The organism is Rubritalea tangerina (genome assembly GCF_042683245.1).
GTDB lineage: Bacteria > Verrucomicrobiota > Verrucomicrobiia > Verrucomicrobiales > Akkermansiaceae > Rubritalea > Rubritalea tangerina.
Genome location: NZ_JBHUJB010000008.1, coordinates 1 through 6,672 on the forward strand (window position 1 = coordinate 1; position 6,672 = coordinate 6,672).

General features: G+C 50.0%; 6 protein-coding genes. 3 read left to right on the top strand and 3 right to left on the bottom strand.

Annotated features, from left to right (window positions below; translation table 11 throughout):
• Window positions 1–292 precede the first annotated feature (292 nt).
• Window positions 293–844 (bottom strand): hypothetical protein, encoded by a 552-nt coding sequence (locus tag ACFSW8_RS01305; RefSeq protein WP_377177247.1) that lies wholly within the window; start codon window positions 842–844, stop codon window positions 293–295.
• Between the two features lie 160 nt (window positions 845–1,004).
• Here ACFSW8_RS01305 and ACFSW8_RS01310 point away from each other — a divergent pair, with 160 nt between their 5' ends.
• Entirely contained in the window at window positions 1,005–2,672 is a 1,668-nt protein-coding gene (locus ACFSW8_RS01310; RefSeq protein WP_377177248.1) for an ATP-binding protein, read from the top strand.
• Between the two features lie 76 nt (window positions 2,673–2,748).
• Window positions 2,749–3,258: a GNAT family N-acetyltransferase gene (locus tag ACFSW8_RS01315; RefSeq protein ID WP_377087750.1), complete on the top strand. Its 510-nt coding sequence runs from the start codon at window positions 2,749–2,751 to the stop codon at window positions 3,256–3,258.
• 135 nt (window positions 3,259–3,393) lie between these two features.
• On the opposite strand, the gene ACFSW8_RS01320 is transcribed toward ACFSW8_RS01315, so the two are convergent.
• A complete protein-coding gene (locus ACFSW8_RS01320; protein WP_377087748.1) occupies window positions 3,394–4,464 on the bottom strand; it encodes a transposase in 1,071 nt (356 codons plus the stop codon).
• An 88-nt stretch (window positions 4,465–4,552) separates the two neighbouring features.
• A complete protein-coding gene (locus ACFSW8_RS01325; RefSeq protein WP_377087746.1) occupies window positions 4,553–5,623 on the bottom strand; it encodes a transposase in 1,071 nt (356 codons plus the stop codon).
• Window positions 5,624–5,705: 82 nt separating this feature from the next.
• On the opposite strand from ACFSW8_RS01325, the gene ACFSW8_RS01330 reads away from it, so the two are divergent.
• A complete protein-coding gene (locus ACFSW8_RS01330) occupies window positions 5,706–6,419 on the top strand; it encodes an endonuclease/exonuclease/phosphatase family protein (RefSeq protein WP_377177250.1) in 714 nt (237 codons plus the stop codon).
• Window positions 6,420–6,672: the final 253 nt, after the last annotated feature.

Below are 6,672 nucleotides of genomic sequence, written 5' to 3' on the forward strand. Positions count from 1 at the left end.
TTCATCAGAATTTGCTTCCAAAAGTATTGTACCCATTTTTGAGAGTATGATGCCTTTGGGATTCGTAGATGGGGCTCCGCCCCAAGCCCCGAGATTTTTTGAGGCATGACCAAAAGCTCTCGATAGAGCAGTTTTATGATGCAGAAAGCTGCACTCACAGTTTCTTGGTGAGTGCAGCCTTGTTGTTTTACGACTCTCTCGGTCGCTTTTGGTTTGGTTATCCCTCAGCGTGGTTGCATCTCTGCAGAGCCAGCTTCCGTTTAGCCAAAAATTTATGAAGCTATTGGTGGCCTCATTTATTCTTCTCCTTGTTGGTCATGGCGATAGGTTGCACAGGTTCTAGCTGTTGGTTGTGACGCCAATGGGGCTGCATTAGAACAGCGTTAATTTGTTTGGTGTCGACGATTTTGGTTTGATCTCTCACTGCTTCAATCATCCCGCTGACTGCGAGGTTTTTGGTAGCTCTTAGTGTTCCTTCTGAACTGCGTAGTATGAGGTTGATGGCAGCGACGGGTTGGAGGAGGCGTTTGAGGACTTGGTAGTCGGCGACGGTCCCGATGAGGCGTGCTGCGTCTCCATTGATGATGGTGGCTTGGGCTTGAGATTTGAGCACATTGGGGATGACTTTTTGCATATTATCGATGGGCAGAAAACCATTCCATCCGTCGTTAGGGTCCTCTGGGATGTGGGGGTCAGAGAGGAAGGCGACATGAAATTCAGCTGAGGGATCGTTAGAGGAATGCGCCCAGAGGAAGCTGGGGGCAAGGGAAAGTGTGCCGGCGAGGGTGGTTGTTTTTTTGATAAAGGAGCGGCGGTTGTGGGTGTTGTGGTAGACAGGGTTCATGGTGGTAGCGTGGTTTATCCGATGCGCATTTATACCATTGGAATGTGGGTGATGTGTCAGTTGGTGTGTTATGCAATGCGATTTCACCATTTTGCAGGTTAGGGGGAGTGGGAAGATTTCCAAAACTGGGAGGAGATTATAGTTGCAGTGGGAGGAGGGAATGGAGGAGTTTGATAGGGTGATTTTACTTCCTGAATGGGCGAATGAGGTGATCGCGTCTTACGAGAGTGGGACGGCGGGGTGTTTTGTATTGCATGGCAATGTGAATGACCGTGTGTTGATTGGGCAAAAGAAGCGACAGCTGGGGAGTCTTAGTGACTTTGTGATGGAGACGCTTTTACCGCAGTTTGATGTGATATTAAGCTACGATCTGGGCTTTGGTTTACGGGTCGAGAGGGGTGGGGAGACATTTCGTAAGTGGCCGTCGCTGGATGAGACGCCGGATATTCCGCAGCATCCCTTGCCTGCGATTCGGATGATGACGCATTACCTGCAGTATTGTCGGAACTTGAAGATCATGGGACGTGAAGCTCCACGAGTCGCGGTGGTTGTGAAGCAGGCGCATTTGGTCTGCCCTGCGATGCCTAACATGTTGAATTATGATTTGAGCAGCATGGCGTCATTGTTACGCGGGTGGGCTGCTGAGGCACGTTTACAAGAGTTTGATCAAGCGGCATTTCTGATATCGGAGAATTTGCATAGTTTGCATCCATTGGTGGCGGAGAGTAGTCGGATGTGTGCAGTGGAAGTACCTTTACCCAGTCAGCCATTGATTCATGAGGTGCTGGAGTGGATGGAAGCGCGTTGTGGGGTGGCATTAGAAGCCTATAAGGGAAGGTTAGACCAGATAGCGGAACGTTTGGTGGGTGCGAGTATCATGTCTGTGGAGAGGTTGTTATTGCGTCGTCAACACGATGGAGCGCCCTTGGATCAGAAGAGTTTGGCTGAGCTGAAGAAGCAATTAGTCGAGCGGGACTGCAAGGGGTTAATAGATTTTGTGGAGCCTGACAGGTCGTTAGATGATATTGTTGGGTTAGAGGGAGTGAAGCAATGGCTGCGTCAAGACATAGCGCTGTGGAATGAAGGAGAGCTGGAAGCGCTGCCGATGGGTTATCTATTTTGCGGCCCTGTGGGCACAGGTAAGACATACCTTGCTGAATGCTTGGCGGGTGAGGCGGGCGTGCCAGTGGTGACCATGCGCAACTTCCGAGACAAGTGGGTGGGGTCGACTGAGGCGAATTTGGAGAAGATTTTCACCTTATTGCATGCTTTGGGTAGGTGTATTGTGTTTGTGGATGAGGCTGACCAAGCCTTGGGCAAACGCAATGCCGGATCGGGGGATTCTGGTGTGTCATCACGGGTGTATTCTATGATGGCGAAGGAGATGTCTAACACTAGGAATAGAGGCAGGATCATGTGGGTGTTAGCCTCGAGTAGACCTGACCTAATAGAGGTAGATCTGAAGCGGCCAGGTAGAGTCGATGTGAAGGTTCCGTTGTTCCCTTCATTGAATGCGAAGGAAGGTTTTGCACTGATTCGAGCTTTATGTAAGCGACGCGGGGTGGAGATAGGTGATGATGATTATGAGCTTATGAAGGCGCAGGTGCCTGAATTATTGACTCCAGGGGCGGCAGAAACGATCGCAGTGAAGGCGTATCGGATGAAGGTCACCAACAAAATGAGTGATAGGGAGGCATTGTTAGCGTGTTTGAGTGAATACCGGCCACCGGTAGCTCTGGAGACATTGCGTTTTCAGATGCGGATAGCAGCGGATGAGGCGACAGATGCGAGCTTGATACCGAGGGAGGTGGAGGAATTGTTAGTGTGATTTTACGCAGTGTCTTGCCATGAGCTGATGGATTTGCTTGATAGGGGGTGCTCATTCAAAAAAATCATTAACAAACATGAAATATCTTCCACTGACAGTACAAGACATTCCTGAGATTGTGGCCTTATACAAGCGGGTAGCAGCGAAGCCTGGGGGCATAGCACTACTTGCTGAGGAGGTGGATGAGGAATACGTGGAGGAATTTGTGGCACGTACGATATCGGATGGGTTAGGCTTTGTGGCTAGGGAGGCAGAGAGTGGGAAGTTAGTGGGTGAGATCCATGCGTATCGGCCGGGGATTTATTGCTTTTCGCATGTGTTATCTGGCTTGAGGATCGCGGTTGATCCTGAGATCCAGGGGCAGGGGGTAGGGCGTGCAATTTTTGAGAAATTGTTAAGTGATGTGGTGTGCCATTACACGGACATCAAGCGTGTGGAGTTGATTGTGCGGGAGTCCAATACGAGAGCGATAAGCTTTTACGAGTCGTTAGGATTTGTGAGAGAGGGGATTTTCACAGGGAGGATTAAGAATCCAGATGGGACGATTGAGTCAGATATTCCGATGGCATGGCGTCGGATCGATTGATTTTTATCCATGGTGGGGCAATGGATTGTTCTATTGCTCCATCAGGAATCTCAGTAGGAGCCATAAGTAGAGTCTTTAGCGGGCACTGATTCTAACTTGCTAGATCCTTAATTAAGGGCCAAGACACCTTCGCCATCACTCGAGTTTTCGCATCGACCATAAACCGCAGCCATCGAGCGCCCCTCGCATTTGACTCGAAAGGGCTTTGCGATTCTCACTTAAGAAGTCGCCTTTGATTCCCTCGATCACTTCATTCACCCATTCACGGCTTCCAAGTACGGCTCCTTCCACAAAATACCGCGACTGGCAGCGCGCAATCTCAGCGATACTCAGTTTGCCCTTTCGCTCCTGTTCTTTCTTCCACTGCGCTTCACTGAAGCCTCGGCGCTGCTGTTGGGTGATTTCAGCTCTCTCATCATAGCTGGCTCCGTCTTCAAAGAGGATCAGGCGATACCTCTGGGCTACGGTGCGCCAATCGTATTTGGTGATATTACGGGCTTCACTCCAGCCATCCACAGCTGTGTCACTATCAAGCTCAGAGAGAATGCGCATCAGACCATTGCGCGCTATTTGACCTCCTGCCACCGCTTCTGCATAGCCACACCAACGGTATGCTTTTGGGTCTTCGACCATGCCCGTCCGCACTGGGTTGAGTTCGATATAAGCGGCCATTGTACGCGCCGCATAGCCATTCTCTACGAGCACACTTTTATAGCGAGCCTCCCATAAAGTCCCACGCCTTCCATGCTTCTTATTGTACCAAGTCGAAAAGCGTTGCTTAAGTGTCTTCATAAAAAGGCCAAGGTCCCACATGCGCCGCGTGAAGTGCTCTCTGAGTTCGGTATGGGCAGCTCGGCCTTCAGGATGGGTCGCCTTTGCTAACAACTCTAAATGCAAGCGCACCTGGTCCACATATTCCTCTGAATAGAGAACTTTCAAGCGTTCAATAAGAGCTTCATCACTCAAGTGTCGATCACACTTTGGTGGTATCTCCACGAGAATGTGGAAGTGGTTGGTCATGATGCAGTAGGTCAACACACGCACACCGCAGAATGCTTCATACATCCGCATGTAGCGCACGAATTGTTCCTTACAGCGAGCATCCAATAAAAAGTCGCGCCCCACAATGCGAGACACGACATGGTAAATGGCAGAACGATCCGACCCATCGTCTACCCAGGGGGCAAGTAAACGCGCTTTAGACATAGAGTAAAGATAGCATTGTCAATTGGTTGGAACAACATGCTTTTCGTATAAATTGTCTGTCTCGCTTATAATTAAGCTATCTTCGCCATCACTCGAGTTTTCGCATTGACCATAAACCGCAGCCATCGAGCGCCCCTCGCATTTTACTTGAAAGGGCTTTGCGACTCTCACTTAAGAAGTCGCCTTTGATTCCCTCGATCACTTCATTCACCCATTCACGGCTTCCAAGTACGGCCCCTTCCACGAAATACCGCGACTGGCAGCGCGCAATCTCAGCGATACTCAGTTTGCCCTCCCGCTCCTGTTCTTTCTTCCACTGCACTTCACTGAAGCCTCGGCTCTGCTGTTGGGCGATTTCAGCTCTCTCATCATAGCTGGCTCCGTCTTCAAAGAGGATCAGGCGATACCTCTGAGCTACGGTGCGCCAATCGTATTTGGTGATATCACGGGCTCCACTCCAGCCATCCACGGCTGTGTCACTATCAAGCTCAGAGAGAATACGCATCAGACCATTGCGCGCTAGTTGACCACCTGCCACCGCTTCTGCATAGCCACACCAACGGTATGCTTTTGGATCTTCGACCATGCCCGCCCGCACTGGGTTGAGTTCGATATAAGCGGCCATTGTACGCGCCGCATAGCCATTCTCTACCAACACACTTTTATAGCGAGCCTCCCACAGAGTCCCACGCCTTCCATGCTTCTTATTGTACCAAGTCGAAAAGCGTTGCTTAAGCGTCTTCATGAAAAGGCCAAGGTCCCACATGCGCCGCGTGAAGTGCTCTCTGAGTTCGGTATGGGCAGCTCGGCCTTCAGGATGGGTCGCCTTTTCTAACAACTCTAAATGCAAGCGCACCTGGTCCACATATTCCTCTGAATAGAGAACTTCCAAGTGTTCAATAAGGGCTTCATCACTCAAGTGTCGATCACACTTTGGTGGTATCTCCACGAGAATGTGGAAGTGGTTGGTCATGATGCAGTAGGTCAAAACACGCACACCGCAGAATGCTTCATACATCCGCATGTAGCGCACGAATTGTTCCTTACAGCGAGCATCCAATAAAAAGTCGCGCCCCACAATGCGAGACACGACATGGTAAATGGCAGAACGATCCGACCCATCGTCTACCCAGGGGGCAAGTAAACGCGCTTTAGACATAGAGTAAGGATAGCATTGTCAATTGGTTGGAACAACATGCTTTTCGTATAAATTGTCTGTCTCGCTTATAATTAAGCTGGAAGTGGGGGACAAATCATTGGTGGTGGGGGTATGGAACATCCACCATGGGGGGAAGCATTTCACGGAGGAGAGAGATGGTTGGGATTCTCGGGATCGGGTGGTTGAGATTATTCGGTCAAAGAAGCTAGATGTGGTACTTATGCAAGAGACCTATTCTTCGGGGGAGCAAATAGCAGCTGAGTTAGGGTATTATTTTGCGACAGTGTCTGACTGGGATTACTTGAACCAAGGGGCTAACATTTCGGTGCTGAGTCGTTATCCTATTGGGAGGGTGAGAAGTCCTAAGGGGGCGTCCTTTATGAATGTAGCTGCGGAGGTTCTTCTACCAGGTGGTGTGTTAGTCTGGGCGATGTCGAATTGGTATGGTATGGCGCAGTTTCCTACGGTAGCGGAGTTTCACAAGGTGCGTTTCGAGGAGGCGGACAGGGTGCCCGTATTGTTTGGTGGGGATTTCAATGCGGTGCCGGCAGCAGATGGTGGTCAGAGTGTGGCAGCTGAATACTTGCTTTCAGATGGATTTAAAGACGCCTATCGGATGAGTTATCCGGATGTAGAGGCGGCTGTGGGGGCGACGCATAGGAATGGGAAGCGCATTGACCAACTGTACTATAAAGGAGAGGGGCTAAAGCATCTTGTTACTGAGTTGGTCAATGATTGGCCGGCTGGGTTTCCATCTGATCATTACTTGATAGTGAGCCGCTTTAGGATCGATTAGTGAGTATAATTGTCTGTCTGATAACAATATCGGGTTCCTCCTGAAGCAAGCTTCAGTGATCGGTGAAAGCGGTAGCAAGCTACCGCACTCCGAAAGAGGGGGGCCGCAACGCCTTTGGCGTTGTGATTGGTTGGGGCGTTAGGCATGCGCGTTCACTTAAGCATAACTGATTGAAAATTAGTAAATAAAAAGCTTGCAAAGGTGAGTCAGTCGGCATGCTTGGTATGTTTAAGTCCTTACATACCAACGACTC